The organism is Bradyrhizobium yuanmingense (assembly GCF_029167105.1).
Classification (GTDB): Bacteria; Pseudomonadota; Alphaproteobacteria; order Rhizobiales; family Xanthobacteraceae; genus Bradyrhizobium; species Bradyrhizobium yuanmingense_A.
On record NZ_JARFML010000021.1, the window covers coordinates 120,386 to 146,527 of the forward strand.

At 58.8% G+C, this 26,142-nt stretch carries 19 protein-coding genes and 1 tRNA gene; 15 read left to right on the forward strand and 5 right to left on the reverse strand.

What is annotated here, in order from left to right:
- Nucleotides 1–133: 133 nt before the first annotated feature.
- The 10 genes from P0R31_RS25640 (at nt 134) to P0R31_RS25685 (ending at nt 12,830) form a co-directional block, all read left to right on the forward strand.
- Nucleotides 134–2,167 (forward strand): acyl CoA:acetate/3-ketoacid CoA transferase, encoded by a 2,034-nt coding sequence (locus tag P0R31_RS25640; RefSeq protein ID WP_275517095.1) that lies wholly within the window; start codon nt 134–136, stop codon nt 2,165–2,167.
- Nucleotides 2,168–2,271: 104 nt separating this feature from the next.
- The gene (locus P0R31_RS25645) at nt 2,272–3,456 is read left to right on the forward strand and encodes a substrate-binding domain-containing protein (protein ID WP_275517096.1); all 1,185 of its coding nucleotides are present in this window, start codon (nt 2,272–2,274) and stop codon (nt 3,454–3,456) included.
- A 200-nt stretch (nt 3,457–3,656) separates the two neighbouring features.
- Nucleotides 3,657–4,445, forward strand: a complete 789-nt coding sequence (locus P0R31_RS25650; RefSeq protein ID WP_275517097.1) for an ABC transporter ATP-binding protein — start codon at nt 3,657–3,659, stop codon at nt 4,443–4,445.
- Nucleotides 4,442–5,164 carry an ABC transporter ATP-binding protein gene (locus tag P0R31_RS25655; RefSeq protein ID WP_275517098.1) on the forward strand — a complete coding sequence of 241 codons (723 nt, stop codon included), beginning with the start codon at nt 4,442–4,444 and terminating at the stop codon, nt 5,162–5,164. The genes P0R31_RS25650 and P0R31_RS25655 overlap by 4 nt, the downstream gene beginning before the upstream one ends.
- Nucleotides 5,161–6,171 carry a branched-chain amino acid ABC transporter permease gene (locus tag P0R31_RS25660; RefSeq protein ID WP_275517100.1) on the forward strand — a complete coding sequence of 337 codons (1,011 nt, stop codon included), beginning with the start codon at nt 5,161–5,163 and terminating at the stop codon, nt 6,169–6,171. The genes P0R31_RS25655 and P0R31_RS25660 overlap by 4 nt, the downstream gene beginning before the upstream one ends.
- On the forward strand, nt 6,168–7,253 hold the full coding sequence (locus P0R31_RS25665; protein ID WP_275517101.1) for a branched-chain amino acid ABC transporter permease: 1,086 nt from the start codon (nt 6,168–6,170) through the stop codon (nt 7,251–7,253). The genes P0R31_RS25660 and P0R31_RS25665 overlap by 4 nt, the downstream gene beginning before the upstream one ends.
- Before the next feature lie 208 nt (nt 7,254–7,461).
- Complete coding sequence (locus P0R31_RS25670; protein ID WP_430516860.1) at nt 7,462–10,551, forward strand: bifunctional diguanylate cyclase/phosphodiesterase; 3,090 nt, start codon at nt 7,462–7,464, stop codon at nt 10,549–10,551.
- Nucleotides 10,551–11,600, forward strand: a complete 1,050-nt coding sequence (locus P0R31_RS25675; protein WP_275517104.1) for a sensor domain-containing diguanylate cyclase — start codon at nt 10,551–10,553, stop codon at nt 11,598–11,600. The genes P0R31_RS25670 and P0R31_RS25675 overlap by 1 nt, the downstream gene beginning before the upstream one ends.
- A gap of 63 nt (nt 11,601–11,663) precedes the next feature.
- Nucleotides 11,664–11,740, forward strand: a tRNA-Arg gene (locus tag P0R31_RS25680).
- A 217-nt stretch (nt 11,741–11,957) separates the two neighbouring features.
- Nucleotides 11,958–12,830 carry a site-specific integrase gene (locus P0R31_RS25685; protein ID WP_275517106.1) on the forward strand — a complete coding sequence of 291 codons (873 nt, stop codon included), beginning with the start codon at nt 11,958–11,960 and terminating at the stop codon, nt 12,828–12,830.
- Between the two features lie 861 nt (nt 12,831–13,691).
- On the opposite strand, the gene P0R31_RS25690 is transcribed toward P0R31_RS25685, so the two are convergent.
- A complete protein-coding gene (locus tag P0R31_RS25690; protein WP_275517107.1) occupies nt 13,692–15,470 on the reverse strand; it encodes a recombinase family protein in 1,779 nt (592 codons plus the stop codon).
- An 8-nt stretch (nt 15,471–15,478) separates the two neighbouring features.
- Nucleotides 15,479–16,264, reverse strand: coding sequence for a hypothetical protein (locus tag P0R31_RS25695; RefSeq protein WP_275517108.1), 786 nt, complete (start codon nt 16,262–16,264; stop codon nt 15,479–15,481).
- A gap of 145 nt (nt 16,265–16,409) precedes the next feature.
- On the opposite strand from P0R31_RS25695, the gene P0R31_RS25700 reads away from it, so the two are divergent.
- The 3 genes from P0R31_RS25700 (at nt 16,410) to P0R31_RS25710 (ending at nt 19,270) form a co-directional block, all read left to right on the forward strand.
- The gene (locus P0R31_RS25700; protein ID WP_275517109.1) at nt 16,410–16,625 is read left to right on the forward strand and encodes a hypothetical protein; all 216 of its coding nucleotides are present in this window, start codon (nt 16,410–16,412) and stop codon (nt 16,623–16,625) included.
- A gap of 495 nt (nt 16,626–17,120) precedes the next feature.
- Complete coding sequence (locus P0R31_RS25705) at nt 17,121–18,176, forward strand: hypothetical protein (RefSeq protein ID WP_275517111.1); 1,056 nt, start codon at nt 17,121–17,123, stop codon at nt 18,174–18,176.
- 20 nt (nt 18,177–18,196) lie between these two features.
- Nucleotides 18,197–19,270 carry a restriction endonuclease gene (locus tag P0R31_RS25710; protein WP_275517112.1) on the forward strand — a complete coding sequence of 358 codons (1,074 nt, stop codon included), beginning with the start codon at nt 18,197–18,199 and terminating at the stop codon, nt 19,268–19,270.
- A gap of 107 nt (nt 19,271–19,377) precedes the next feature.
- On the opposite strand, the gene P0R31_RS25715 is transcribed toward P0R31_RS25710, so the two are convergent.
- The gene (locus P0R31_RS25715; protein WP_275517113.1) at nt 19,378–21,771 is read right to left on the reverse strand and encodes an NACHT domain-containing protein; all 2,394 of its coding nucleotides are present in this window, start codon (nt 21,769–21,771) and stop codon (nt 19,378–19,380) included.
- A gap of 414 nt (nt 21,772–22,185) precedes the next feature.
- Between P0R31_RS25715 and P0R31_RS25720 the strand changes: the two genes are divergently transcribed.
- Together P0R31_RS25720 and P0R31_RS25725 are read left to right on the forward strand one after the other, a co-directional pair.
- Nucleotides 22,186–23,835, forward strand: coding sequence for a restriction endonuclease (locus tag P0R31_RS25720; protein WP_275517114.1), 1,650 nt, complete (start codon nt 22,186–22,188; stop codon nt 23,833–23,835).
- 102 nt (nt 23,836–23,937) lie between these two features.
- A complete protein-coding gene (locus P0R31_RS25725; RefSeq protein WP_275517115.1) occupies nt 23,938–24,372 on the forward strand; it encodes a hypothetical protein in 435 nt (144 codons plus the stop codon).
- A 202-nt stretch (nt 24,373–24,574) separates the two neighbouring features.
- Here the strand turns inward: P0R31_RS25725 and P0R31_RS25730 are convergent, their stop codons facing one another.
- Entirely contained in the window at nt 24,575–25,243 is a 669-nt protein-coding gene (locus P0R31_RS25730) for an HK97 family phage prohead protease (RefSeq protein WP_275517117.1), read from the reverse strand.
- Nucleotides 25,240–25,830 carry a hypothetical protein gene (locus P0R31_RS25735; protein WP_275517118.1) on the reverse strand — a complete coding sequence of 197 codons (591 nt, stop codon included), beginning with the start codon at nt 25,828–25,830 and terminating at the stop codon, nt 25,240–25,242. The genes P0R31_RS25730 and P0R31_RS25735 overlap by 4 nt, the downstream gene beginning before the upstream one ends.
- Nucleotides 25,831–26,142: the final 312 nt, after the last annotated feature.

Consider the following 26,142-nt stretch of genomic DNA (forward strand, 5'->3'; position numbering starts at 1 on the left):
TGCGGGATCTGGCGCGGACCTTGCTCTCCGCTTTGCCGTCTTTCGTTCGCGAGGAGCAACCTGTTCCGGGGCTGCGCTTCGCGATAAGATCAAGCACAACAAGGCCTACGGTCCAGGAAGCGGGAGGAACGCCGTGAGCCATCATCCAGCTCTGCCCTACTTGCGCAATTCCGAGAAGGGCAAGGTCGTCTCGGCGAATGAAGCCGTCATGCTGATCCGCGACGGCGACACGGTGGCGACCGGCGGCTTCGTCGGCATCGGCTTTGCCGAGGAGATCGCGATTGCGCTGGAGGAGCTCTATCTGTCCCACGAGGGCGATGCGCCCTATACGCAAGGCAAGCCGCGCAATCTGACGCTGGTCTATGCGGCCGGTCAGGGCGACGGCAAGCAGCGCGGCCTCAATCATTTCGGACATGAAGGCCTGGTGCGGCGCGTGATCGGCGGGCATTGGGGCCTTGCGCCGAAATTGCAGCAGCTCGCGATCGCGAACCAGATCGAGGCCTACAACCTGCCGCAGGGCGTCATCACGCACCTGTTCCGCGACATCGCCGCGCATCGGCCCGGCCACATCACCCGCGTCGGCATGGGCACTTTCGTCGACCCCCGGCACGGCGGCGGCAAGCTGAACGCACGCACCACCGAGGACCTCGTGGAGCTGATCACGCTGCGCGGCGAGGCGTGCCTGCTCTACAAGACCTTCCCGATCGATGTCGGGATCATCCGCGCCACCACCGGCGATCCCGACGGCAATCTCACCATGGAGAAGGAGGCCCTGACGCTGGAAGCGCTCGCCATCGCCATGGCGGCGCATAATTCCGGCGGCATCGTCATCGCCCAGGTCGAGCGTGTCGCCGAGGCCGGCAGCCTCAACCCGCGTCAGGTGAAGATTCCCGGCATCCTCGTCGACTGCGTGGTGGTGTCGAGGCCCGAGAACCACTGGCAGACGTTCGGTACGCAATACAATCCGGCGTTCTCGAGCGAGATCCGCGTCCGCGCCGCCTCGCTGCCGGTGATGCCGATCAGCGAGCGCAAGATCATCGCCCGGCGCGCCGCGTTGGAACTGAAAGCCAACAGCGTCGTCAATCTCGGCATCGGCATGCCGGAAGGAATCGCCTCGGTCGCCAACGAAGAGCGCATCATCGATCTCATTACGCTGACGGCAGAGCCCGGCGTGATCGGCGGCATCCCGGCGAGCGGCATCGATTTCGGCGCGGCGATCAACACGCAGGCGGTGATCGACCAGCCCTATCAATTCGACTTCTACGACGGAGGCGGTTTGGATGCCGCCTTCCTCGGGCTTGCCCAGGTCGACCGCGCCGGCAACCTCAATGTCAGCAAGTTCGGGCCGAAGCTTGCCGGGGCCGGCGGCTTCATCAACATCAGCCAGAACGCCAAGGAAGTGATCTTCGTCGGCACGTTCGGCGCCGGCAAGCAGCGTATTGCGGTGAAGGACGGCAAGCTCGTCATTCTCGACGAGGCCAAGTCGCGCAAGTTCGTCGAGAGCGTCGAGCACGTCACCTTCAGCGGCCCTTTTGCCGCCGCGCGCAGGCAGCGCACCCTTTACGTCACCGAGCGCTGCGTGTTCGAGCTCCGGGCGGACGGGCTCGAGCTCGTCGAGGTCGCGCCCGGCATCGACATCGAGCGCGACATCCTGCGCCTGATGGACTTCAAGCCGCTGATCCCGCGCGACCCCGCCCTGATGGACGCGCGCATCTTCGCCGAAGGCCTGATGGAGCTGCGCGAGCGCCTGCTCACCATCCCGCTCGACCAGCGCTTCACGCTGGACGAGCAGCAGAACCTGTTCTTCGTCAATCTCGAGCGCTATCCGCTGCGCAGCAAGGCGGAGATCGACACCATCGCTGCCATCGTCGAGGCCCGCCTGGCGCCGCTCGGACGCCGGGTCTACGCCATCGTCAATTATGACAATTTTTCCATCCTGCCGGAGCTGATGGACGATTATTCGGCGATGGTGCGCAGCCTCGTCGACCGCTTCTATTCCGGCGTGTCGCGCTACACGACGTCGGGTTTCCTGCGCATCAAGCTCGGCGAAGCCCTGGAGAAGCGCGGCGTCGCGCCGCACATCTTCGAGAGCGCGGAGGAAGCGCAGTCAGACTGGCGCCAGGTCGAGGCCGGCGCGGCGCGCAAAGCGGAACAGGCTCAAAAATGATGCATGCTCACGCGCCGGCGCACTCGGCCGGAAGGTTCAATTGCAATGTTCGTAACGTTGTGCAAATCGCTGTTGGCAGAAACTTTACATCAGGAGGGACCATCGTGCGTCGATCACTCATCTTAACCACAACCATCCTCGCGCTCGGCGCGGGCAGCTCCGCACTCGCCGACGATCTCAAGATTGCGCTGATCTACGGCAAGACCGGTCCGCTCGAAGCCTACGCCAAGCAGACCGAGACCGGCCTGAAGATGGGTCTTGAGTATGCCACCAAGGGCAGCATGACGCTCGACGGCCGCAAGATCGTCATCATCACCAAGGACGACCAGGGCAAGCCGGACCTGGCCAAGGCCGCGCTCGCGGAAGCCTATCAGGACGACAAGGCCGACATCGCGATCGGCACGACCTCGTCGGCGGCGGCGCTGGCGATGCTCCCCGTCGCGGAGGAAAACAAGAAGATCCTGATCGTCGAGCCCGCGGTCGCGGACCAGATTACCGGCGAGAAGTGGAATCGCTACATCTTCCGCACGGCGCGCAACTCCTCGCAGGATGCGATCTCGAACGCAGTGGCGATCGGCAAGCAGGGCGTGACGGTCGCGACGCTGGCCCAGGACTACGCCTTCGGCCGTGACGGCGTCGCCGCCTTCAAGGAGGCACTGGCCAAGACCGGCGCGACGCTCGCTGCCGAGGAATACGCTCCGGCCAACACCACCGACTTCACCGCGGTCGGCCAGCGCCTGTTCGACGCGCTGAAGGACAAGCCGGGCCGCAAGATCATCTGGATCATCTGGGCGGGCGCCGGTAATCCGCCGTCCAAGCTGCAGGACATGGATCCCAAGCGCTACGGCATCGAGCTGTCCACCGGCGGCAACATCCTGCCGGCGCTCGCCGCCTATAAGGGGATGCCCGGCATGGAGGGCGCGACCTATTATTTCTACGAGATCCCGAAGAACCCGGTGAACGACTGGCTGGTTGCCGAGCACCAGAAGCGCTTCAACGCGCCGCCGGACTTCTTCACCGCGGGCGGTTTTGCCGCCGCGATGTCCGTCGTCGCCGCCGTCACCAAGGCGAAGTCGACCGACACCGAGAAGCTGATCAGCGCGATGGAGGGCCTGGAGTTCGACACGCCGAAGGGCAAGATGGTGTTCCGCAAGGAAGACCATCAGGCGCTGCAGAGCATGTATCACTTCAAGGTCAAGGTCGATCCGAACGTCGCCTGGGCCGTGCTCGAGCCGGTGCGCGAGCTGAAGATCGAGGACATGGACGTTCCGATCAAGAACAAGCGCTGATTTTTCTTGCTTCACCTCTCCCGCTTGCGGGAGAGGCCGGGAGAGGGCTCTCACCTCTTGGGGGTTCTCGCCTGCGGAGATAGCCCTCTCCCCAGCCCTCCCCCGCATCCGCCTTCGCTAAGGCTTCGGCGGACAAGAGCGGGGGAGGGAGCGCACCGCGCCCGCGGATATATCGCCGTTTCCTCATTTGTAGATTCTGAATGCCGCTCAGCCTCGAAACCCGCGACCTCACCATCCGCTTCGGCGGCCATGTCGCGGTCAACAATGTCTCCTGCACGTTTCGCCCGGGCGAGCTGACCGCCATCGTCGGGCCGAACGGCGCCGGCAAGACCACCTATTTCAATCTGATCTCGGGCCAGCTGCGGGCATCCGGCGGCAGCATCCTGTTCGACGGCACCGACATCACCGAGCATTCCGCGCCGATGCGCACCCGTGCGGGCCTCGGACGCGCGTTCCAGCTCACCAATCTCTTCCCGAACCTCTCAGTGGAAGAGAATGTCCGCCTGGCGGTGCAGGCGGCGAACGGCACGCATTACGACATGCTGCGGCCCTGGACGGTGCGCCGCGACCTCATCGCGCGCGCCGACGCCATTCTCGACCAGGTCGCGCTCGGCAATCGCCGCGGCGTCACTGCGACCGCGTTGTCGCATGGCGACCAGCGCAAGCTCGAGGTGGCGCTGATGATCGCGCTCGAGCCAAAAGTCTTCATGTTCGACGAACCGACAGCCGGCATGAGCATCGACGAGGTGCCGATCGTCCTGAACCTGATCGCGCAGCTCAAGCAGGACAGGAGCAAGATCATCCTCTTGGTCGAGCACAAGATGGACGTGGTGCGCTCGCTCGCCGACCGCATCATCGTGCTGCACAACGGGCAGCTGGTGGCGGACGGCGTACCTGCGGAGGTGATCGCCTCGCCGATCGTGCAGGAAGCCTATCTCGGCGTCGCGCCGAAGAACGCTGCAGAGACCACTGCAGGGAGCGCAGCATGAGCGATCTCCTCAAGCTTTCCGGCGTGCACACCCATATCGGGCGCTATCACATCCTGCAGGGCATCGATCTCGCCGTTGCGGAAGGACAGGTCACGATGCTGCTCGGCCGCAACGGCGCCGGCAAGACCACGACGCTGCGCACCATCATGGGGCTGTGGCAGGCCTCGAAAGGCGAGATTACCCTGGCAGGCCAGCGCATCGAGAGCCTTGCGACGCCCGACATCGCGCGGATCGGCGTCGGCTACGTGCCGGAGAGCATGGCAGTGTTCTCCGATCTCACGGTGAAGGAGAACCTGGTGCTGGCGGCGCGCGACGCGCCGCTCGACGACAAGCAGCTGGATTGGATCTTCGGCTTTTTCCCGGCGCTGCGCCGCTTCTGGCTGTCGCGCGCGGGAAGCCTGTCGGGCGGACAGAAACAAATGTTGTCCATCGCCCGCGCCATCGTCGAGCCGCGCAAGCTGCTCCTGATCGACGAGCCGACCAAGGGCCTCGCGCCCGCCATCGTGATGGCGCTGATCGAGTGCCTGAAGGAGATCAAGCGCAAGGGCGCGACGATCCTGATGGTCGAGCAGAATTTCTTTGCCGCCCGCGAGCTCGGCGACAACGTGCTGGTGATGGACAACGGCACCATCGTTCATCGCGGCGAGATGGCGGCACTCGCCGCCGACGTGCCGCTGCAGGAGCGGCTGCTCGGCCTGAGCCTGGAGGCGCATCAGTGACAGACCTTGCCGCAACCGATCCGCTGCCGAAACCGAAGCGCGATCTCGCGCCGATCCTGCTGCCGGTGGCGCTCGCGCTGCTGATGATCCCGCTGATCGGATCGACCTCGTCCTGGCTGACCCTGACCGTCGCGAGCCTCGCCATGGGCATGATGATCTTCATCATGGCCTCAGGGCTAACGCTGGTGTTCGGCCTGATGGACGTGCTCAATTTCGGCCACGGCGCCTTTATCGCCGTCGGTGCCTATGTCGCCACCCTGGTGCTGGCGCCGTTCGCGGCGTCCATCCAGGCCGACTCGCTTCTAACGAACCTTGCGGTGCTGGCCCCGGCCGCCCTGCTCTCGATGGCGGTGTCAGGCGCGCTCGGCCTCGTCGTCGAACGCGTGCTGATCCTCCCCGTCTACGGCCAGCACCTGAAGCAGATCCTGATGACGACCGGTGGCCTGATCGTCGCCGAGCAGACGCTCTATGCGCTGTGGGGACCGCAGATCATCCCGATGCCGCTGCCGGCCTCGCTGCGCGGCTCCTTCATCATCGGCGACGTCGCGATCGCCAAGTACCGCGTGCTGGCGATGCTGATCGGGCTCGGCGTCTTCATCGCGATCCAGCTCGTGCTCAACCGCACCAAGCTCGGCCTCCTGATCCGCGCCGGCGTCGAGAACCGCGAGATGGTGGAGGCGCTCGGCTATCGCATCCGCCGCCTGTTCCTCGGCGTGTTCATGACCGGATCGGCGCTGGCCGGCCTCGGGGGCGTGATGTGGGCGCTCTATCGCGAGCAGGTGCACGCCTCCATGAGCGACGATCTCACCGTCCTGATCTTCATCGTCGTCATCATCGGCGGGCTGGGATCGATCGGCGGCTGCTTCATCGGCGCCATCCTCGTCGCCATGGTGGCCAATTACGGCGGCTTCCTGGTGCCGAAGCTCGCCCTCGTCTCCAACATCCTGCTGATGGTCGCCATTCTGATGTGGCGGCCGCGCGGCCTCTATGCGGTGACCAGCCGATGATGATCCTCTCAGGCGATCCGCCGCGCAGCCGCGTCCTGACGCTCGTTCTCGTCGTCATCATCCTGGCGCTGGCGGCAACGCCATTCCTGTTCCCGGGCGCCAAGGCGCTGAACGTCGCGGCCAAGATCTGCATCTTCGCAACCCTCGTCGCCTCCTACGATCTCCTGCTCGGCTATACCGGCTCGGTGTCGTTCGCCCACACCATGTTCTACGGCATCGGCAGCTACGCGATCGCGATCGCGCTGTACGGCATGGGTCCGAACTGGGCCGCAGTCGCCACCGGCATCGTCGCCGGCCTGCCGCTCGCAGCCCTGCTTGCGCTCGCCATCGGGCTGTTCTCGCTGCGGGTCGCGGCGATCTTCTTCGCCATGATCACGCTCGCGGTCGCCTCGGCCTTCCAGGTGCTGGCCTCGCAGCTGTCCTGGCTGACCGGTGGTGAGGACGGGCGCAGCTTCCAGCTGCCGGAGCTGCTGCGCCCCGGCACGGTGCTGATCTCCAAGAACCTGTTCGGCTTCGAGATCAACGGCCGCATCCTGACCTTCTATCTGGTGTTCGCGATCTCAGGCCTGATGATCCTGGCTCTGCTCCGCGTGGTGAACTCGCCGTTCGGGCGCGTGCTGCAGGCGATCCGCGAGAACCGCTTTCGCGCCGAGGCGCTCGGCTTCCGCACCGTGTTCCACCTCACCTACGCCAACTGCCTCGCCGCCCTCGTCGCGGCCAGCGCCGGCATCCTGAATGCGCTGTGGCTGCGCTATGCCGGTCCCGACACCTCGCTGAGCTTCTCGATCATGTTGGATATCCTGCTGATGGTGGTGATCGGCGGCATGGGCACGATCTACGGCGCGATCATCGGCGCCACCATCTTCATCCTCGCCCAGAACTATCTGCAGTCGCTGATGGGCGTCGCCTCCAAGGCGGCGGACGAAGCCGGGCTGCCGCTGCTGCCTGGGCTGTTGCATCCCGACCGCTGGCTGCTGTGGCTCGGGCTGCTGTTCATCGCCAGCGTCTATTTTTTCCCGACCGGCGTGGTCGGACGGCTGCGCCATGGTGGCGGCAAGAAGCCCGCCGGCGCCTCGCATTAACCGATGATTCACGATGCGGCGCCGCGATGGCGGCGCGCGCGACACAACCGGCGCGTGGATGGGCGCAGCGCCAGGATGGATGCGATCACACGAGCCGGATTAATGCTTAGGTAACTGGCTTTCCTAAGGTTTGCGCCATTTGTGCGGTGTATGCGTGGCCCTCCAGCGAGGGGGAATGCGCCAGGTCTTTGCCAGCGTAGCAGGCGGAATGTCTCGAGCCGCGAGAAACGGCTGGGAGGCCTTGGCGCGCCGTGGTCCCGTCCTGTGGCTGACCCTGTGCGGCGTGCTTCTGGTCGCGGGAATCTTCATCGCCACGGCCATCGCCGTCGGCGAGTTTCGCGAGCGGACCCTCGCCAACCGCGAACGCGAGCTTGAAAACACGGTGAAGCTGATCGCGCGTCATTTCGATCAGCAGTTCGAGGATTCCGACGTCGTCGCCGCCGACCTGATCGGGCAGATGAACCTGGCGGAGATCACCTCGCCTGCGATGTTCCGCGAGCGCATGTCCGGGCCTGCGCCAAACCAGATGCTGCGCAGCAAGATCAGCTCCGTGTCGTATCTCGGCGACATCGCGATCTACGATGCCGAGGGCGATCTGATCAACTGGTCGCGGGCCCAGCCGCTGCCCAAGATCAACATCTCCTCGCGCGCCTATTTCCAGTCGTTCAAGTTCGACCCGGCGGCCGAGCCGGTCATCCTGGAATCGGTCCGCAGCCTCATCATCGGCAAATGGACCACGGTCGTCGCACGCCGGCTGCGCGGCGCGGACGGCACATTCCTCGGCGCCATGGTGCGGCGGATCGACCCGAACAGCTATCAGCAATATTTCGCTTCGGTCGCGCTCGCCGACGGCACGGCCATCTCGCTGTTCGATCGCGAGGGCAAGATGCTGGCGCGCTATCCGCACGCCGAGGAGCTGATCGGGCGGAACTTCAAGGACGGGCCGCTGATGCAGAAAGTGCTGGCCGAAGGCGGTCAGCAGACGCTCCGCGGCAGGAGCCCCGTCACCGGCGAGGAGCGGCTCGGCTCGGCTGCGTCGCTGAGGCATTTCCCGCTGGTCATCATCGCCACCAACACCACGGCAGCGGCGCTTGCGGACTGGCGGCAGCAAACCGGCTTCATGGTGGCCACGGCAAGCTTCGCGGCCGGCGTGATCGCGCTGATCCTCTATCTGATCATTCGCCAGATCAACCGGCAGAACCGCGAGGCCCAGCAGCGGATCGAGGCGGAGCGGCTGCGGCTCGACACCGCCCTCAACAACATGTCGCAGGGGCTGGTCCTGTACGACGCCGCCGGATACATCGTCACCTGCAACCGCCGCTACGCCGACATGTTCGGCCTGTCGCACGACGTCATCAAGCCCGGCTGTCACATCCGCGAGGCGATGTATCATCGCAAGCAGCGCGGCGCGTTCGACGGCGACGTCGAAGCGTTTTGCGCCGAGGTCATGCGGGTCGTCGCCGAGGGCACGGTCTCGACCCTGATCCATCAGTTGGCCAACGGTCGCGCCTTCCAGGTCATCAACACGCCGCTCGCACAGGGCGGATGGGTCGCCACCATCGAAGAGATCACCGAGCGCCGCAAGCTCGAACAGGAGCGCGACCGCAACTACACCTTCCTGCGCGAGATCATCGACCATATCCCGTCTCGGATCACCGTGAAGGACGCCCGCACGCGGCGCTACCTGCTGGCCAATCAGGTGGCCGAGCAAGAACTCGGCGAAACCAGCAAGACGATCGTCGGCAAGACGGCATTCGATCTCTATCCGGCAGAGACCGCCGGGATCATCACCCGCGACGACGACAAGCTGCTGCAATCGCCGGACGGGCTGTTCCTGGACGAGCACGTGTGGACCACGCCGAGCATCGGACGGCGCTACATCACATCCACCCGGATTGGCATCCGCGACGGGTCGGGCGAGCCTCGCTACATCATCAATGTCGTCGACGACGTCACCGAGCGTCGGCGTGCCGACGAGAAGATCGCGCATATGGCGCATTACGACGCGCTGACCGACCTGCCGAACCGCACGCTGTTCCGCGAGCAGATCGAACGCCAGCTTGCGCATGTCGCGGACGGCTGCCAGTTCGCGCTGCTTTACATCGACGTCGACGAATTCAAGGGCATCAACGATTCGCTCGGCCACCATGTCGGCGACGAGCTGTTGAAGGCGATCGCGGCCCGGCTGCGCGGTTGCCTGACGCAGGGCGACCTGATCGCGCGGCTCGGCGGCGACGAGTTCGCGGTGATCCAGACCGGGATTCAGTCCCCCGCGGACGTGCTGTCCTTCGTGACGAAGATCTACCAGGCGATCCGCCAGCCCTATCATTGCCTCGGCCACCAGCTCTCGACCGATGCCAGCATCGGCATTGCGCTGGCGCCGCAGGACGGCTCGGACCTCGATCAACTCATCAAGAACGCCGACCTCGCGATGTACGGCGCCAAGGCCGAAGGCCGCCGCACCCACCGCTTCTTCGAGCCGGCGATGGACGCCAGCGCCAAGGCGCGCCTCAGCATGGAACAGGATTTGCGCCAGGCCCTGGTGAACGGCGGCTTCGAGATCCACTATCAGCCCCTGGTCGACCTGCGCACCAACGAAGTGTCCGGCTGCGAGGCGCTGCTGCGCTGGCGCCATCCCGAGCGCGGCATGGTGTCGCCGGCCGAGTTTATTCCGGTCGCCGAGGACACCGGCCTGATCAACGAGCTCGGCGACTGGGTGCTGCGCATGGCCTGCAACGAGGCCGCGACCTGGCCGGCGCATGTGCGCGTCGCGGTCAACGTCTCGCCCGTGCAGCTCAAATGCGACACGCTGGCGCTGCGGATCGCGGGTGCGCTTGCCGCCTCCGGGCTCGACCCGCGCCGGCTCGAGCTCGAGATCACCGAGGCCGTGCTGATCCGCGACGACGAGGCGGCGCTCTCGATCCTGCACCAGTTGCGGTCGATCGGCGTGCGCATCGCGCTCGACGATTTCGGCACCGGCTATTCCTCGCTGAGCTATCTGAAGCGCTTCCCGTTCGACAAGATCAAGATCGACCGCTGCTTCGTCGTCGACATCGCCGAGGCCACCGGCTCGCCCGTCATCGTGCAGGCGGTGGTGAACATCGCGGCCGCCAGCAGCATGACCACGGTCGCTGAGGGCGTCGAGACCGAAGCGCAGCGCGACATGCTGCGCGCGCTCGGCTGCACGCAAATGCAGGGCTATCTGTTCAGTGCACCGAAGCCTGCCAGCGAGGTGCGCAAGCTGTTCGGCGCCGGCGATGGCTCGCCCGGGGCCTTGCCCGTGGCTGCGGTGGCCTGATGCCGAAGTCGCGCAAGAACGCTGCGAAGACGCTCGATGTCGCCGATTCCTACGCCGTGCGGCTGATGCAGCACCTCGTGGTGCCGACCTTCGTGATCGACCCGAAGCGCCGCGTCGTGATCTGGAACAGGGCTTGCGAGCGGCTGACCGGCGTCGGAGCCGCCGAAGTGATCGGCACCAGCAAGCACTGGCAGGCGTTCTACGAGACGAAGCGCCCTTGCCTTGCCGACCTCGTCGCCCTCGACCGGCCCGAGCAGTTGCCGGAGTACTATTCGGAGTATGCCGTGCGCGGCCACAACGGCCTCGGCTTCTCCGCGGAGAACTGGTGCGTGATGCCCAAGCTCGGCAGCCAACTCTATCTCGCCATCGACGCCGGGCCTATCCACGACGAGGCCGGCAACCTGATCGCGGTGGTGGAGACGCTGCGCGACCTCACCGACCAGAAACGCGCCGAGACGGCGCTGAAGGAGCTCGCCACCAAGGACGGGCTGACCGGCCTGTCGAACCGCCGCGCCTTCGACCAGATGCTGCTCGGCGAATGGGCCCGCGCCCAGCGCACGCAGAAACCGCTGGCGCTGCTGTTCGTCGACGTCGATCATTTCAAGCTGTTCAACGACCAGCACGGCCATCAGAGCGGCGACGAGTGCCTGCGCGCGGTCGCTTCCGTCGTCAACCGGCACGCGGTGCGCCCGCTCGACCTCGCCAGCCGCTATGGCGGCGAGGAGTTTGCGCTGATCCTCCCCGACATGGATTGCGACAGCGCCTGCATGGTGGCCGAGGCGATCCGCTGCGCCGTGATGGCCTTGGCGATCACCCATGGCGCAATGGGCGCCGGCGATCACGTCACCCTCAGCGTCGGCGTTGCCAGCCATATTCCTGACGGGACCGACGGCGGCCCGGACCGGCTGCTCGGTGCCGCCGACGAGGCGCTCTATGTCGCCAAACGCCTCGGCCGCAACCGCGTCGTCTGCGCCGAACGGGTGCTTGCCGAAATCGCCACCCGCGACGGAGAGGCGGTTCCGGCCCCGGTCAGGCGCAAAACGGCTTGAAGCTCGCTTCCATCGAGAAGCGGTTGCCCGCCCCGCGCCAATCGGCTAATGAACACTCCACTAGCACCCGTAGCTCAGCTGGATAGAGCGTTGCCCTCCGAAGGCAAAGGTCACACGTTCGAATCGTGTCGGGTGCGCCAGTCTGGAAAGCCCTCAATTTAGGGCGTTTCGGCGATCTGAGCCCTCCTTCCAGCGCCTCGGAAAACTCGCTGTCACAACGGTGTCACAGCGAGAAAACACATGGCCACAATTCGGCAACGAGGCAAAAAATGGCAGGTTCAGGTCAGGCGGGTAGGCTCGGGGGCCGTGTCCAAGTCCTTCCTGAGGAGGAAGGACGCGGACGCTTGGGCAAGGCAAATGGAGATTCAGGCCGACCGGTCTGAACTGCCCGCCGATGGTAGCGTTCTCAAGACCGTTAAGCTGGCCGACCTCATCACCCGCTACCGCAAAGAGATGACGCCCAAGAAGCGGGGCGGGAAGATTGAAGACGCCGTGCTCGCGCGGATGCTCCTCGATCCAATCTGCAAACTGCCGCTCTCTGTGTTGCGCCCCGCCGACTTCGCACGCTATCGCGACCGGCGGCTGGCTTGCGTTGCCCCTACAACCCTTAAGCGCCAGTTGAACCCAGTCCAGCACATGTTTGAAATCGCAAAGCGCGATTGGGCGATCCCGATCAAGGAGAATCCTATCAAGGCGCTGCGCTTCTCCGCGAAATTGCGCATGCGCACTCGGCGACTGAATCCGGGAGAACTGAACAAGATAATGAAAGCGGCTCGCTCATGCCGACGTTCCGAAATTGTGCAAATAATCCAGTTGGCGCTCGCTACCGGTATGAGGAGAGGCGAGATCGCCAGAATGCAGTGGAAAGACCTCGATACCAAAAGGCGGCTCTTGACCATTCCCGTTACCAAGAATGGTCACGCGAGAACGATTCCGCTTTCGAATGATGCAATCAAGGCATTGCCAAAGCGATGCTCGATCGACGGGCGCGTGTTTTCGAAGACGGGTAACGCAATACATTTGGCTTGGGATCGCATTACGGAGCGTGCCGGAATCAGCGACTTGCGATTTCATGACCTACGCCACGAAGCCATCAGTCGGTTCTTCGAGCTAGGACTGACTATTCCAGAGGTCGCAACGATAAGCGGTCACCGAGATGCAACAATGCTGCTCAGATATGCTCATGCATCATCCAAAGCAGTGTTCAAGAAGCTGAATCAGGCGGCTTGATTGTTCCGATAGGTGACATGCGCGGTGGCGAACGGAATGCCCCCCTCGCCCGCCGCTTCCCCGGACTATGCAAGTCTCGGCATCGCGTGCCGCGAGTTGTTACAACCAAGCGGCACCGCGAACCTGGGGCAGATTATCGGATACAATTGCTAACGCAGTCGCACCGACGCAAACGCCTTTGTTCTGGGATGGAGCGAGAACTGTACAAAAGGGATCAATCGAATGGTCCGCTCGAACAGCCCGCATGTTCTATTAAACGGCGATCAAGCCAATAGGGGTACCATCTGCGTTTAGCTCAACCTAAGCGGTAGTCGCTCGATGTTTGATAGCCAAAGCTCGGTTATCGCAAGCGGCTCGTCGGGCTTCCTGGCGGACAGCGCGCTTTACATCTATAGCTGCGTCTTCGGCTGCATCAGCCTGCCTCCGTGACCCTTCAAGCTGAGCACGACAGTTTACATAGGCGTCCGAGCCCGGCTTAGCGCCATACGACAGACACGCTAAGTCATCTTTGGCATTGTTGGCAGCAAGCCGTTCTTCGCTACTCATGCAACCTGATAGCAACAAAAGGCTTATTAGCACGATGCCTTTAGATGTTCCCCTACGCATTGCGCCACCCCACCGGCTCCCTCAGTCGCATCCATGGCACAATCATCCGACAATCGATTCAACTTCCACGCTACGACGCCAATGCTGACTGCGCATTCCGAATACCCGAAATATTTCTTGACCCGTCGGGCAAAACAGTGATTGTTATCTTGCCTGACTGATCTTACGTCAGGGAGATAACCATGCCGGTAGGGCCATCGGAACTTGTTCAGATTTCCAAGCTGAACGGAGAGTTCAAAAAGAATTACGGCACAATCATCGGTGCCTTCTTGTACCTTCGCTCGATTGGTGCCGCGCGTGGACGATCTTGGTTTTGGAGCGGACTACTCTTCGGTGCCCTCTCGCTTGGCCTGTCTTGGCTTGAAAAGCACGGCTGGTCATGGCCGCTTTGACTATCGCAGAGCAGGCTTCTTCTGCCGTGGCGAGTCGATGACGATGAAGCCTCGCGCGGTTGGCCTCTGAAAATCTGATGCGAAGCTCACGCATTTCGAGTGTCGGAAACACAAAATAATCGAGCGGCAGCTCATTTTGTTCGTTCAGCCGGATTGCAAGGATCAATCCTTCAGGCAGAAAAGCGCGGCGGTAAATTGTCCAAATCGGCGCCTCTCCCGCCGTCTTCCAAGCCCTTGCAACCCGCAGTGAAACGTTCAACGTTCCGTTCAAGATGAGCAAAGCGCGCTTTTTGTCAAAAACGACTTGCCCGCCCAGAGCCTCAACTTTAGCAGAGATATCGGACGCAAGGCCGATCAGAAGTTCTGACCTCTCTTCGCGAGAGTCAACGTAGGCACAATCACGCGTGGATTGATAACCGATCAATCTGTATGCATTGCGCAGACTTCCGAATCTTAGTTGGTAGAGAGTTGCACACGGGAGTTCTTCTGCCGCATCGATAATGTCTTTACTGAGCCGACCGCTCTTCTTGAGACGAATGCGCAGCCCTTTGAGCATGTCTTCATTTGATATGCTGACATACCGTGTTTGCATTCTCTTCTGCGCTTTTGCGAACAAGTCCGGATCGACGATTGACTCGAACGCGGCGTGACTCCGAATCCAGCAATCCGGCGGATTGTGCTTTGGGCTTTGGCGCAGTTTGTTGGACCTTCGATTGTACACCAGGTTGCCGATGTAGTTTTCATTCTCCAATAGGTAATGGACCATCCAATTTGTCCACGGGCGACCATGCAAGTTTGCGATGCCATCCTTATTGAGTTGACGCGCAATCCTTTCCTCTGATCGCCTTTCGTGCACGAACTCCTCGAAGATGCGGCGGACAATTGCCAGTTCGTGGGACGGCCCAGGCCGCAACAAGACGCGATCACTTTGCAAGCTCTTCCGTTGTCCACGCTCCATACTTCCCTTCGTCTGGCCGGTGTCAGCAATCAACTCTCTGCGCAATCCGTACCCCGGCTGCCCTCCTTGTCGAAATCCAAGAGAGGAAAGGCGGCAAGCACCAGCAAAGACCTTTGTTGATAGTTCTCTGCTATATTCGGCGGCCATAACACGCTTAAGGTTCTTCATGATGCTCGACATTAGACTTCCGTCGTTGTCGAACAGCTCGGCGCAGTATGCGACCTTCACGCCTGCCTTCTTGCAAATGAACTCGTAGTGCGCGCTTTCGTCAGTGTCTTGAAAGCGACCCCAGCGACTTACGTCGTAGACAAGTATGTGGCTAAAGTCGGCTTTGCCTGATTGCACGTCTTCGATCAGTTCAATCAGGGCAGCCCGGTTCTCGATTTTCAAACCGCTCTGCGCTTCGTCTGCATAAGTTCGCACTATCGAAAGATTGCGACTTGCGGCGTAAGCGGCAATCGTTGCGGCCTGATTTGCTATTGAATACCGCTGATGATCCGTAGACATGCGGACGTACTGAGCGGCGCGAAAAGTATCGTGAAATCGGGGAAGCTGTGTTTTGTGAACAACAAGCGCGTTTGTCATCTTTGCCGCCATTGGTAGCGGTGATGCTCGCTGGATTTCGGTCTTGAGAATCAACTCCCGATTTTGACTCTTTTCAAGAGGTAGAATGTTTGCTCCCAACCTTCCCGCTACGGCCTCTTGCTGGGTTCGCTCACTTTCTTTGAAACACGCGGGCCGATCATGTTCGGGAAAAAGGGAGAGATGCTAGACTCGTCGTACTGAAGATTGTATGTGCGCGGAGTGTCGTCTTCTATCGTGAAGGCGAAAGACCGCCAAGTATCCAAAAATGTCTTCGCGTCGAGCCCAAGAATTTTGCCGGGCGCATTTGGGTCTGGTGGGCCAAACTTTGCAACCAAGGTAATCGGCGCGTCCGGTGGGATTGGGGCCACGTCAGTTATAGGTACCAAAGCCCCATCGGCCGCAATTTCCAAACCAAGTACCGAATTATCGACTCTAGAGATGATCTTTGCGGTCCTTATAGTTACGCCCTTGTTAGATTTGTTTAGCCCCCTGAATTGCAGTGTGAACACGTTGTTGCCGGTCAGCGGGCCACCTTCCATCGTGAGATTGGTGAACCACACCAAAGGGCCTGCATCTTGAGAGGCGTTTTGGTTCTCTTTCAAAGCATCGTTCGTCGTTTGCGCTGGTGATATCGCTCGAAGATTTGAAGCGATAAGACCAACGCCGACTGCTGCGAAGATGAGACCAATCACAGCCAAACCAACGCCAGCAATCACCGGTTTCTCCTTCCTGAATCTAATTGGCTCGTAGGTGGTAGCAGGAAGCTTTCCGATGATTACTTCCTGCAAATGCTCAAGCTTGGCTTTGTAGGTCGCGATTTCCTGACGCTGAAGAAACCAAGCTGCTGCCCATCCGGCGCCAAGCCCGAGCGAGATCAGGGCTCCAGCACTCATCGCCGGGTACTCAGACCGAAGTTTCTCGTACAGATCGAATGCGTCCATAGGAAAAGAATAGACGAAGGCGATCGCCCCTGGGAAAGGGGCTGGAGATACAAACAGAGATATTGACAAACTAGAACAAAAACAGAACACTCTGCTGATGCCAAGCCGCGCCCCAGACCAGCCGCCCGGCCCCGACCGACTTGAACTGGCGGCCGACCAAGCCATTGAGGCTTGCGGCGGAGACGCGCGCGAAGCGATCAAGGCGCTGATCGTCGCCAATGAATTCCTTGAGCGCCGCCTAGAAGAGCTTGCCTCTCCCGGTTACGCGCGGGGGCGAGTGCTGCCGCGTGACCGGAGGGATTGGTACGACTGACGATTGTGGACGCAGGCGGGACATTATCAACAAAGCAAACCGCAATTTTCTTGCATGCGGGGCGAGTCGCCACTTACCGTTGCAATGACTTTGCCAGTTGATGGAATTCCCATCGATGCCCAGATTTTCCGAATACTTTTCTCTCGGGATGTCCCAACATGAATTGGACTTTGTAGACGTTAGCAACGAGTTCGATACGCCCGTCTACGTTGATCCCTATGCTATCGAAGTGCAAACGGACATTTGGGCAGAGAAGGCGTCACATCACATTCGCACTTTTTTTTCTCGGAGGTCCTAGAGGCAATCAGGGCCGAAGATGACCTCCGCGCCGCAAACTTAATGTCTCATTTGACCGAACCGCGCGAAACGTTTCTTGGCGTATCTAGGGACAGCCCGCGAGGACGAGGGGTGGGTCCGCTTCAATCGAGGCAACTGATTGCTGCTATCACAGATAGCAAAGCTTACAGAAGCGGCTTGCTCTCGGACCTTTCGGAGATGGCTCTGTATGTTGAAGGGATCGACCGCGATAAAGTATCGGACCTAACTACCAACGTGATCCGCAGTCTCCTGATCGAGTACACGCAAGGCCAATGTCAGCTCTTTGGCATTCCAATCTTTCGCTATTCCGGCCCGTCCATCTGGGACGCTGATCGCCGCAATTGGACCTCGAAACACGTCGAACTCCCATCTATCGAGAATTACCCGGTCCTTCTCGTCCCGAAATATATAGTGAGAAGGCGGCTCTCACTCGACAGTCAAGAGTTTTACAATAAGCAGATCACCGACTTTCTCGTCGCGGAAAATCTTCGCGCGAACAGCTCACTCGTTCAAACGCTTAAGAGTGGTGCCCGCAAAGTCTACAAGGGTGACGTGAGAGAGCAGGCGCCGAAATCCAAATCTTTAATCGCCGACATGGTGACTTCGCATCCTGAACTTCTTGATGTGTACAAGGAAATTGCTAAGCGGCAGCGTGGTCTAACTTCTTTTGACGACACACAAGCAGGCCCGACGCTTACCACAGTCTGCGCAACCTTGGCGGCAGAATTTCCAAACATTTCGCCAGGAGCAAAGACTGCGACTGCTTACCACAAGCTCGTTACCGGCGCCTGTACAGCGCTGTTCTATCCCGACCTCATACTGCCGCAAAAGGAGTGGGACCTTCACGAAGGCAGGAAGCGAGTCGATATAGTTTTCACCAACAACGCGAACGACGGCTTCTTCGCCCAACGTCGTGATGACCAGAAGATCAATGCGAATGTTGTGATTGTCGAGTGCAAGAACTATTCGAGCGATATTGCAAATCCCGAATTCGATCAATTGCTCTCCCGGTTCGACGAAAATCGAGGCAAGTTCGGCATTATAGCTTGCCGCACGCTTGAGGACGCCCGAATGGTCACGCGGCGGTGCGTAGACGCAGCATCCAGGTCTATGGGGTACGTAATGGTTCTGACGGATGATGATTTTGTACTCATGCTAACCGCGAAATCTAAATTGCAAGATCGTACCATCGAGGAGTTCTTACATCGGAAGTTTCGCGAAATAATCGCCTAGCAGCAAAACCCGCGCCGGAAATGAGCACAGAGACTCGCAATCGCTATATTGAATTCGAGCAAGTCGTCGCGGACATTTTCCGTGCCGAAGGATTTGGAGTCGAACAGATACTAAGTTCAAAGGATTGGGGTGCAGATCTTCTACTGGTCCATCAACGCAACGGCACAGCCGTCGTCGAAGTAAAACTGTTTCGCACTTTGTCCCTTTCTATGGACATTCTTGTTCGCCTCACGGCGAGACTGGAGCACGAAAGGGCGCGGTTAAGACGCGACCGCTCCGTCCTGGTTACGTCGGCTCGAATCCCTAATTCAGTCCGACGAACTCTGGGGCAGAATAACGGGAGACTAGTCATCTATGACTACGATGGGGTTCGTCTTCTCGCGGCGAAGCATCCGCGATTAGCTCTACGTCTAGAAGAGATTTTACGTGACATAATTATCAATCCCGTAGCGGAAGAGACCGTTGCTGGACAACCCCTTCCCTCGACCGACGAACTTGCCGCGCCAATATTATCCGGTAGCTTATCGGAGTCTTCTGCACTCTTTGAAGAACCACCCCGTTCGGTCGGCGGCGCGTTATGCAGCGACCTACGAAGTACGAAGGCAGGTCGTCTAACTGCCTCGCAATTCGAAAATGCCGGAGAAGCCGCTCTTCGGTACATTTTCCATACCGATTTGGTCGGCTGGCGTCGTCAGAATGCTACGGACACCGGCTTTTCGAGATTTGATCTGATCGCGCGAGTATCTTCCAAAGACGACGTCTGGCGCATGATAAGGGAGAGATTCCAGTCTGAGTATGTCGTTTTCGAATTCAAGAATTATTCAGAGCAGATCAGGCAGGGTGAGATACACACAACTGAAAAGTATCTATATCGGACGGCATTGCGAGGCGTCGCGTTTGTCCTTTCGCGAAGAGCAGCCCATGCAAGCGCATTGGCAGCAGCTCGGGGAGCTTTGCGCGAACATGGCAAGTTGATAATCAATCTCAGCATCGAAGACGTTTGCTCGATGCTGACCCTCAAAGACAAAGGCGGCGACTACAACGGCTACTTGTTCGACAAAATCGACGAAATGCTCATGAAGATCGAGCGATAGAAGTCGCGCCGCTACGTTTTCTCACTTTGCGGTCGCGCGACTTTTTGTGCGCACTCCACGGCGCGAAGATTCACCATCTTGCGCGCAGTCCCTATGCGACGGGAGCCTTACAATATTCGTCTAGCAAAAGCTGCGCCAAGCCTTCTTTCGGTATTAAGAGTTGCCACGCCACCAAATCGGTCGCTCGCAGCATCATGCAACACCACTGGGAAAATCGACCCACTGTCGAATGATGCGTCAGCCATTCTCTGAAGCAATTCCGCGTACTCGATCGGCGCGCTTTTCACCACGTCGCTTACGGGAAGAACAATTTCCTTCATGCTCGTTCCTGTCGCATGAATGTTCACATAGAATGAGTTAGCCGATGCATTAAACAGGAACGTCGGAAGCTCACTCATCAGGACCGAGAATTTCTTCGTGACGCAGGCCGACAGCAAGGCTGCCCTAAGAGACTCGCCGTCGGCGCGATAGAACTTGGTTGTTTCACCGCGCTCTAAGTATCGCCGGATGCTATGCACCGAAATCCCAGTCACACAATTCATCAGAAGCGCGCGCGCCAAAGACACGCTCCCAGACGCAGCAAGCTCTGCCGAAATGCAGTTGAACGTCGCCAGAAGAGAGTCAACCGTGCTCGAATCGGCGAGCCTGGCCAGTAGATAAGGCTCGAGGAGGTTCGGCCTCTTCCGAACGTAAAAATAGTGTGTGTATATCGTGCTGGCGTGATGATTTGACTTTGCGGACGTCAGCACCTCCTGGGAAAGTTGCTTATCCGTCGCGCACGTCTCGATTATTCTAGGGTCTATGGTGCCAAGGACGCTCAAGAGACCCTGGCGTAAATGTATCAATCCTGTTTCCGGCCCCTCCTTAAGGAACGACAGAATTTCGCTGTTTACGTTGGACAAGAAGTCACGAAATACATCGATGGAAAACTTCGTTCTGTCAAAATAGTTGGCGACTAAAAATTCTAGATAGCTCTTGTGCGGAAAATAATAGTACCGCCGCGCCTTGCTTCCGAGAACGCCGCTTTGGCTAATAGGTTCGATAACGGACCCAACAATCGCTTCTCTTACGTCCGCCGCAGTGTTTCCGTGAGACCGAATCTCCGGGGGAATTATGTCTATCGGTATTTCGTCTGCAACAAAGCGGTTCTCTTTTTTCGTGTTGAGTAGCCACCATGCCACGGCTTGCATGAACCGGGCGCGAGCGTCTACCCACTCTCGCTTTCCTATCTTTCCGTCGGAGGGCTGTCGTGCGGGCTTTCGGCCCTCGCGATCCATGAACCTGTAGATGAAGCGCGCAAACAGTTCGTATCTATTGAAGAGCATGTCCTCTGAAAGGCATTGCTCGAAGATCTTGGTGAACATGTTCAATTGCACTGGGCGTGACAGAATATTGTCTTCGCTATCCGGCAACTGATTGATCAATGCCTCATACCTATTGCGTTGCTCTTCCGACAGTGGCTCTGCTCGATTAGCAATGTAGTTGTCTAGGTAGCGTTTCACCTCATCTTTCGAAAAGAAGGACACTTCTACGGTGTCGAGCTTGCGCGCGGTCTCGCTTGCCTCGTCAAACAACGCAGACAGAACCGCGACCTCCTCTTGCGTGGAGAGAAACGAGTCCGGCCGTCCCAATATTATGACTTTTGCATTTCCAGAAAATAGCGGCTTCATCTGCTCGAACGTGTAGACAAAGTCATCCAAGTCCATCGCATGGCGCATTTCGTCGAAGCCATCTAAGATAAGGAGGTACTGTCCCTGCCGATTCATTTCCAAAAACAAGCCGTAAGTGAAATCCTTGACGGCTGTACCGGACTCACCACCGCTGAGGGCAGAGCAAATCAACGCTACCACGTCTTGCTTAGAATATAGTCCACCAAGCGCAATTCGAATCGGTATGCGATCAAACTCGCCGGCCAAACGCTTCTTCGACAGCAGACTCGCGAGGAAAAGACTGAATGTCGTCTTGCCGAGCCCATAGCCCCCATAGACAACCAGTCCGGTTCGATCTGTCTCAAGCCAGTCTAAGACGGTGTTTAACAGACTGGTTCCGCTATTGCGAATTCGCGCGTCAACGAAATTCTTGTACGCATCATGATGCTCGAACATAAAGATGTTATGGTTCAAGAAGCCAGAGAAGTTCATCAAGGAGGCGCGGAACTCTTCGAACGTCGAGTACCTGACGTTCGGCATTCTATCCAACGAGAGTTTCGGTGATCCCGACAGCGGGAGCCGTCCTATGATCCAGAGGTGGTCAATCTCACGATTGCTGATAGATGGATTGTACAGATTGAAGATGGATGCAAGATTTTCGCTCGTAAGTCGCTGCCCCCAATCTTTTGCTTCAATCGCAATCTTTCGAGGAAAAATTTCGTTGGTGTCATCAACGAACCACACGTCAGCCGTTGTTGACGCAAGCCGTTTTTCGGTTTCGACCTGGCTATATTTCATGCGCAAGAGAACTGCGATGTTGTCCCGCAGCTCATCGCCTGGAAGCTTGCTCATCGTGTCATTCCCCGCAACGGCTTGTTTCGGCTAACCATCAACGCCAAGAGTGTAGACAACTACCGCAACTAAGGATTGTTTTGTAAAGCCCAAAAGAGAATGATGCACCGCACTCTCGAGCCAGCCAAAACCATACGGCCGGGGGCTTTCACCAGCGACCCTAGTCACAGCGGCTTAGCCAAGCGCCCGAGCCGCTGCGCCCGCGGCGAGATTCAGTTTCTCATTTTGGGGACGCGCGCATTTTCTTAGGCCCCGGTCGAAGCCCCTTTCCGCCCAAGGATTCGATACCCCCCGGTATGGCTCCGCCCGGTTAGCAACTTGAACGGTTGGCGAATTGTAAATCGACCTTTGGCCGGGTATTGAGGGAACGGGCAGCAATGCTAAGTTGTAGTATTGAACGGGGCTTTTTCGTCGATGTACTCGATCACTGTTTGGCACGAAGCTTTAGGTAAATATCAGGTGGTCCGGGGACGAACTCCGGCCGAAGCCCAACTAAAGGCTGACCTAAAGAAGTCGGCTTGGGATGCTCAGTACGCCAGATCGGTCGCGCGCACCCAAAGGAGCAAATCTGCGGCAGACAAGCGTGCAGAGCGAGAGGCGTTGAAGGAAGAGGCGGCCGACCGGACTGAGGAAGCCGAGCAAGCAATTAACAGCCTTGGCGAGGTGCTGTCGTCGATCGTCAACGCTTCCCCGGTCTTCGAAATCGCTAAGCAGAAGATTGCCGCACCCTTTAGCGAGCGCCAGCCACAGACTCCTAGATACTTCGAATACCCAAATGCACCGAAGCGAGAGGAGGCACAGTTTGGCATTCTCGATAAAATGTTTTCTTTCCTACGGAGGAAGAAGATAGAGCAAGCTGAGGATGCGTATCTCAAAGCCTATGGGCAGTGGTCGGACAAAACAGCCACCATCAAGAAGGCCAACGACGATCTGTATCAGACGCAGCAGCGTTTGATGGCAGATTGGACAGCCAAAAAAGCCGCTTGGGAGGAGAACCGAGACAAAGCAAATGCCGAGCTTGATGCTTCCGTCGCGGGCTTGAAGAACGGTAATGCAGATAGCGTGTATTGGCTGTTCGAGAACGTCTGGGATTTGCTGCCATTGCCGGACGATTTCTTGTCGGGCGAATATCAGCTACATTTCGATGAGGCCGCAAAGACGCTGGTGATTGACCTTGACCTGCCCGAGTTCGAGAAGACCCCGAACATCAAGAGCTTTCGATATGTCGCGTCTAAGAATGAAATCGAAGAGGTCAAGCACAAGGACAGCTTCGTACAGAAAGTCTATGACGAATTTGTCTATCAGTTAGCGCTTGCAGTACCCCACGCCGTCTTCACCTGCGACACCGAGCAAGCCGTTCAAGCCATCGTCTTCAACGGTTGGGTAACGTACATCAACCGCGCGACCGGAAATAAAACGACCGCGTGCATCGTATCTCTTCACTGCGAGGCTAGTGAGCTCCTGAAGATCAATCTTCGAGAGGTGGATGCAAAGACCTGCTTCCGGTCATTGAAAGGCGTTGCGAGTCCTCAGGTTAGCTCGTTAACACCCGTAAGACCGATTATCAACATCGACCGATCCGATAAGCGCTTCGTCAATAGCCATGACGTTATGAACGGCATGGAGTCCGGCGCAAATATAGCGGCAATTGGGTGGGAAGAGTTTGAACATTTGATTCGCCAATTGTTTGAGAAGGAGTTCTCGGTCGGTGGTGGAGAGGTAAAGGTTACGCAAGCAAGCCGCGACGGCGGCGTTGATGCCATCGCATTTGATCCTGATCCCATACGGGGCGGCAAGATCGTCATACAGGCAAAGCGTTACACCAATACGGTCGATGTTAGTGCTGTGCGGGACCTGTATGGAACTGTGCTCGCTGAGGGCGCGACAAAAGGCATCCTCGTTACAACATCGGGCTTCGGCCCCGACGCCCACCGATTCGCAAAGGGAAAACCCCTAACGCTATTGGACGGAAATAACTTGCTCTATTTGTTGGCGAAGCACGGTACTGTTGCTCGCATCGATCTGGCTGAAGCAAAGAGAATTGGCAATTCCTTAGCTAGGTAGGGCTTCCCCCCGCTTCCCCGAAATCTAGCCGCCGCGAGCGATACGCGGCGAAGCAACCGATCACAAATTCTGGGTCTCAATAGTATTCTGTCGAGGGTTCATTTGGCCAACCCGGCCGATGGCTTTCACTATGGCCGAGCCGCCGCGCTCAGCGTGGGAATAACCCGTGAGCGTCGGCGTTCATCTTTATCCGAGGCTTCGCTCGCGGCTTTTACCTCACGACCCACGGCGATGAGCACAGGTCATCTGCTCCAACTCTTGCTCCCACGCTCCGCGACGCAGGGAACGCAGATCGACATCGCCCTTGTCAGACCACTCGATGTTCATGACTTTGCCCCCTTCAACACACCATATGTCAAGCCCATATGGGTGTTCGACAAATTCCGTACCCATGGCAGCCATATCGTACTTCATCTGATCTGGTATGGCCGGGAGACGCTGAAACGGTGTACGGAACGCTATCGAAAGATTGCCCTGCCTGAAGCTTTTGAGCTTTCCGAAGCTGGTCGGTTCCCAACGGGCTTCAGGCGGTCCTAGTAGCGTTAGCGCCAGGTCGCGAAGTTCAATTGCCCGCTTCATCTTAGGCGTCGCTGGGCGAGACTGTGAATGTCGATAAATAAGAGCCACACTTCGCTTTCGTTTCTGGAGCGAGCGGTGACGGGCTGCTGAACCCCGTCACCACATCGCCGCGCTCATCGTCGGGACGCCGCGAGCGCTCGACCGTCATCAAATACACAGTTCAATGACGGTCGTTTCTGACGGCTTCCATGAGATCGGCAAGAGCTTGCCGAAGTTTCTGGGCCGACCCCTCGCTGAGAATGCGGAGAGACTTCGCGTCTTCTTCCAATGAACTAGCGTCATCAGCTTCGATCAAGCCGCAAAATGCAGATCGACAGGCACCGGAATGCACAAGGCTCACTTCCTGCAACGTCGCTGCTCTGACCATCTTCACGCGAACATCGTCCACATCCACGAATTGACTTCCATGCATGATGAGCCCGGCTGAAAGCGCGGTGCGCTCACCATTCTTGACGGTCTCGAAAGCCTTGCGTCTCTTCGGGTCACTTCCTACGACTAGCCGCATGGCCAACCCATGGTCGTCGCAATGAAGCTGCAAGCCGTTTTGCGTGGTTGCGATCACGTCGCCTTCGTTGTGATCGAAAAGCAGCCGCTTAGGCTCACCCCACATCGGATTCTTGATCGAATGCGGCAGGAAGTAGAAGTATTTTCCGCTCTGCTCGATCAATGAACGCCAGCGAAGCGCATATCCTTGCAGATGCTGGCGCACCTCCTCGTTTTCGTTGTTGATGCTGAATGACTTCCCATCAACAGCTGTAATAAAGCCGCCCCCGCCATATTCCAGATCAAGGGGCCTCCGCGCTGCGATCTCGTAATCGCGCTTGATCATCGGGCGAGCTCCTTGGGGAGTGACCGCAGGTAGCCCGCGCGCACGCATTCTCGAAGGAATGTCTCGATATCGCTAGTGCCGTCTGGAACGCCGAGAAAATCGGGTTCAAGGCTAAGCGTTTCGTATACGGGAAGCCCCTGGTTCAGGAGGCCACGCTTCAGCCAGAAGATTTCGTACCAGAGGGAGTAGACCTCAGAGAGAAGAGGCGCCAATCGCTTCATGTCTTTTTGATAGATTGGGTCAACAACTTCGGCGCAGAGCTTTCGGCCGGCTTCCCGCTTGGTGCTGTCCACCTTCTCTTGTTGAATCTTTTGCGCGTCCTGAAGGGCATGAAACTCTCTCAAGGCCGCCTTGTACCGAGCGTCCAAGTCAAGGTCCGCGAGCGGTTCACCTTTAGCTGCACGCTCAGCATCTGCCGCACGCTCCTCCTTGCTGGGACCCGACTGTAGCCGTCCCTGTAGCTCCTTCGCGCGCCGCTCGGCTTCACCCGTCCGGCTGGCAACGGATTCCAGCTGCGCATTTTCTGCCCGCAGCTCCGGGCTGTAGTCCTGAATGTTTGGTACTTTTGTCATATGCTTAGTTTCCATGGCTGTCCTGCCGCGCCTGCCAAGGCAGACACGCTTTCTTCAATGAGACCGTGCGATTTGCACTGCCCTCTATCGTCCTCTGGTGCGCCGGTGCAGGGGCTGTTTCACCAGGCTATATTGGTAAGAGGAAAAACTGCCCCTACACCCTTACACCAACCGGAAAAACCTCAATTTTACTGATGCTTAGTCGTCCGTGAAGAATGCGGATTGACCTGAAAAACAAGCAAAACTGGTCTTGAACAAGTATTCGATTTTGCAGGAAAGCGGTGTGTGGGACCTCGCTTTCCTGCGTTTTGGGATTTCGTTTTTGGG

Coding starts and splice junctions, on each gene's coding strand:
- P0R31_RS25650 (WP_275517097.1), top strand. CDS start 3,657: ATGCCGCTCAGCCTCGAAACCCGCGACCTCACCATCCGCTTCGGCGGC.
- P0R31_RS25655 (WP_275517098.1), top strand. CDS start 4,442: ATGAGCGATCTCCTCAAGCTTTCCGGCGTGCACACCCATATCGGGCGC.
- P0R31_RS25665 (WP_275517101.1), top strand. CDS start 6,168: ATGATGATCCTCTCAGGCGATCCGCCGCGCAGCCGCGTCCTGACGCTC.
- P0R31_RS25670 (WP_430516860.1), top strand. CDS start 7,462: ATGTCTCGAGCCGCGAGAAACGGCTGGGAGGCCTTGGCGCGCCGTGGT.
- P0R31_RS25675 (WP_275517104.1), top strand. CDS start 10,551: ATGCCGAAGTCGCGCAAGAACGCTGCGAAGACGCTCGATGTCGCCGAT.
- P0R31_RS25685 (WP_275517106.1), top strand. CDS start 11,958: ATGGAGATTCAGGCCGACCGGTCTGAACTGCCCGCCGATGGTAGCGTT.
- P0R31_RS25695 (WP_275517108.1), bottom strand. CDS start 16,264: ATGAGTGCTGGAGCCCTGATCTCGCTCGGGCTTGGCGCCGGATGGGCA.
- P0R31_RS25700 (WP_275517109.1), top strand. CDS start 16,410: ATGCCAAGCCGCGCCCCAGACCAGCCGCCCGGCCCCGACCGACTTGAA.
- P0R31_RS25705 (WP_275517111.1), top strand. CDS start 17,121: ATGGCTCTGTATGTTGAAGGGATCGACCGCGATAAAGTATCGGACCTA.
- P0R31_RS25710 (WP_275517112.1), top strand. CDS start 18,197: ATGAGCACAGAGACTCGCAATCGCTATATTGAATTCGAGCAAGTCGTC.
- P0R31_RS25715 (WP_275517113.1), bottom strand. CDS start 21,771: ATGAGCAAGCTTCCAGGCGATGAGCTGCGGGACAACATCGCAGTTCTC.
- P0R31_RS25720 (WP_275517114.1), top strand. CDS start 22,186: ATGTACTCGATCACTGTTTGGCACGAAGCTTTAGGTAAATATCAGGTG.
- P0R31_RS25730 (WP_275517117.1), bottom strand. CDS start 25,243: ATGATCAAGCGCGATTACGAGATCGCAGCGCGGAGGCCCCTTGATCTG.
- P0R31_RS25735 (WP_275517118.1), bottom strand. CDS start 25,830: ATGGAAACTAAGCATATGACAAAAGTACCAAACATTCAGGACTACAGC.